This window comes from Campylobacter sp., from assembly GCF_052170435.1.
In the GTDB taxonomy this organism is placed as follows: domain Bacteria; phylum Campylobacterota; class Campylobacteria; order Campylobacterales; family Campylobacteraceae; genus Campylobacter_A.
In genome coordinates, this window is the sequence record NZ_JBQNAN010000054.1 from 1 (window position 1) to 2,677 (window position 2,677).

Genomic DNA, 2,677 nt, shown 5'->3' on the forward strand with positions numbered 1-2,677 from the left:
GACGCCCGTGACGTTTGAGGCGGCGCTAAACGAGCCGATGATGCGGCGTCCGGCGTTTAGCTTTAGGATGCGCTCAAGCGCGAGCAGATCGATCTCGCCGCCCTCGCTAAGAGGCACACGCAGGTAGTCGCAAAGCCCCTCGCGATAGCTAAGCTCGTTTGAGTGGTGTTCGTACGGCGAAACGAGCACGAGCGGAAGCTGCGCGGCGCGTAAATTTGCCTCGCCGATCGCGCCTCTGGTCGCAGGCGGCAGGTAGATGCCCAGTATCTCCTGAAATTTCTTGATCGCGGCCGTCGCGCCCTGTCCGCAGGCGATGAGATAAAACCGCTCGTCAAGCCCCAGCAGCTTTTTTAGGTTCTCGCGCGCGCCCTCGTAGCGCCGCTGCATGATGATGGCGCTCGAGCTACTGTCGGAGTGGGTATTGGCGTAGGTTTTGAGAGTCTCCGCTATCTCGCGCTCTACGGGCTCGTAGGCAAGCCCCGAAGCGGTGTAGTCAAAATAATGCACGCCCGGTTTTAGGATGATATTTTTTCGAATTTCGTCTAAATTTAGCATTTTTTACTCTTTAAATTTGATACGGTAATTATATTAAATTTTCGCAAATTTGGGGCTTTTGCGATGGAAAGACTAGGAAATTTGGAGATTAAATTTAGCTGTTCGTGCGAGTTTTTAAGGCAAAGAGACGCTAGCCGCAGAGGCTCGCGACCCTTTGCGAGAGGTAGAAAATTTTATTTATTTATAAAATTTTTCTCTAGCCACTCGATAGCTTTTGCTTCGCTCTCGAAGCGTCCGCTTTTAGCGACTTGATTTTGCCCCTCGTAGAAGCGAATCCTGATACCGTCTTGGACGCTATCTACCTTTATTCTAGTGATCTTGTCTTTGTTTAGATAGACCCTATCGTTTAGTTTTACGTACATTTTTTCTCCCTTAAATTTGATGTGGTTTTATTTCTTTTTATCGTTTGCATCGTCTTTGGTCGAGTCCTTTTTCTCGCCGTCTTTTTTCAAAAACAGCTCCTTAAAGCGCTTATCCGCAAAGTCCTCGATGTCGTTTTGTAGCTGCCTGTAGGCGTTTATGAGCTCATGCGCGCGCTCGTTTAGCGTCGTGCCGGCATTTTCGCCGCCGCCTTGCTTGGTGGTGAAGAGCTCCTCTTTTAGATTTTTTTGCAAAATTTGCAGATGATTCCAGCATTTTTTATAGTTCATGCCTAGGATTTCGGCGGCCTTTGAGATCGAGCCGACCTCGGCGATGATGTCTAGGACTTCAGTTTTGCCCTTGCCGAATATCAGCTCGCCCTCGTCGTTTTCTATCCAAGTTTTGGTTTTTACTCTCATCTTTTTTCCTTTCTTCTCCTTAAAACACCCCAACTGGCAGTATTTTACGTCGATTTTATAGTCTTTTAGCGTCGAGCGGATTGTCTTTAGCCCCACGCCCGCAGCCGCGTCTCTAGCGTCTTTGCACAGTATTCTGCCCTTTTCGTCGGTCATCTGTTTTAGCTGCGTCATCACGGTGTATTTGCCGCGTCCGTTTTCTAGCCCGCCAAACTGCCCCAGCTCGCAGTTGTCGATCTTTACGCCCATTTTTTCGGCCTCGTCGCTAACCTCGCCGATCTCTACGCCTAGCTTTGAGGCGATCTTAAACGCTGCTCCGCAGTCTAGCCTGCCTTTTGGATTTAATAGTTTTGCGATCAGTCCCTGGATTTGCTCACTCATAGATTCTCTCCGCGCCGCTATATACGTTTATGTTTTCGCCGCGCGCAAAGCCGCACAGCGTGAGGTTAAATTTACGCGCTATCACGACGCCAAGGCTAGTAGGAGCCGTGCGCGAGACGAGCACGGGGATGCCGTGCATGACCGCTTTTGCGACCATCTCGGAGCTTAGCCTGCCGCTCACCATCAAAAACGAATTTTGCAGCTGCGAGCCAGCTAGTATAGCTTTGCCGACGGCTTTATCTATGGTGTTGTGCTGAGCGATATCCTCGCCGATGTAAAACTGCTCGCCGCTCACGAAAAGCTTGGCCGTGTGCACGCATCCCGTCATCTCGTAGAGCTCGCACTGTGTGTAAAACTGCCCCATCTGGCGTAAAATTTCGTCTTTGTTAAATTTGACGTCGGCCTTTATAGCGCGCGCCGCCATAGCCTCAGGGTCGATGTTTGCCGTCGAGCTGCGCCCGCAGCCGCTGATTATCACCTTTTCCTCGTCAAACTGCTCGAGGCGTTTTTCGTTTATTTTAGCCTTTACCCGCACGCTTAAAGCGTCGCTTGAGAGCTCTATGCCCTCGATATCCTCAGGACTTGCGATCAAATTTTCGCTGATGAGATAGCCCGCAGCTAGAGCCTCCTGATCGGTCGGAGTTGCCATGAGCGCGCCGAAACGCTTGCTGTTTATGTAGATCTCAAGCTTGATTTCGCGCACCAAAATATCGTCCATGACGCTTTTTTGCGCGCCTTTAAATTTGGTGATTTGGGTCGTAAAAATAGGTTGCATGATTTTCCTTAATTTTTGCGAAATGATAGCTTGAAAATCTAAATTTAAGATTTGATTGTAGTGAATTCTTGCTTAAATCAAGCAAAAACTTAAACGTATTTTAGCGCGTTTTTATCGGTGTCTGATGATGATTTATATATGCAAATTTAGCATATATCTTAAAGATAGTTTTTTGGGCTGTCGCTATAAT

The 2,677-nt window shown here is 48.6% G+C and carries 4 protein-coding genes; all 4 read right to left on the reverse strand.

Features of this window, described 5'->3' with window-relative positions; all coding sequences use genetic code 11:
- Window positions 1-555, reverse strand: a 555-nt coding sequence (locus tag ACTTJF_RS10050; protein WP_442551847.1) for an aminotransferase class V-fold PLP-dependent enzyme, incomplete at its 3' end; no start/stop codon positions are given.
- A gap of 173 nt (window positions 556-728) precedes the next feature.
- Window positions 729-917, reverse strand: a complete 189-nt coding sequence (locus tag ACTTJF_RS10055; protein ID WP_004320751.1) for a hypothetical protein — start codon at window positions 915-917, stop codon at window positions 729-731.
- A 27-nt stretch (window positions 918-944) separates the two neighbouring features.
- Window positions 945-1,712 carry a winged helix-turn-helix domain-containing protein gene (locus tag ACTTJF_RS10060; RefSeq protein WP_442551848.1) on the reverse strand — a complete coding sequence of 256 codons (768 nt, stop codon included), beginning with the start codon at window positions 1,710-1,712 and terminating at the stop codon, window positions 945-947.
- Entirely contained in the window at window positions 1,705-2,487 is a 783-nt protein-coding gene (gene fdhD, locus ACTTJF_RS10065; protein ID WP_442551849.1) for a formate dehydrogenase accessory sulfurtransferase FdhD, read from the reverse strand. Before fdhD ends, ACTTJF_RS10060 begins: the two co-directional genes overlap by 8 nt.
- Window positions 2,488-2,677 lie beyond the last annotated feature (190 nt).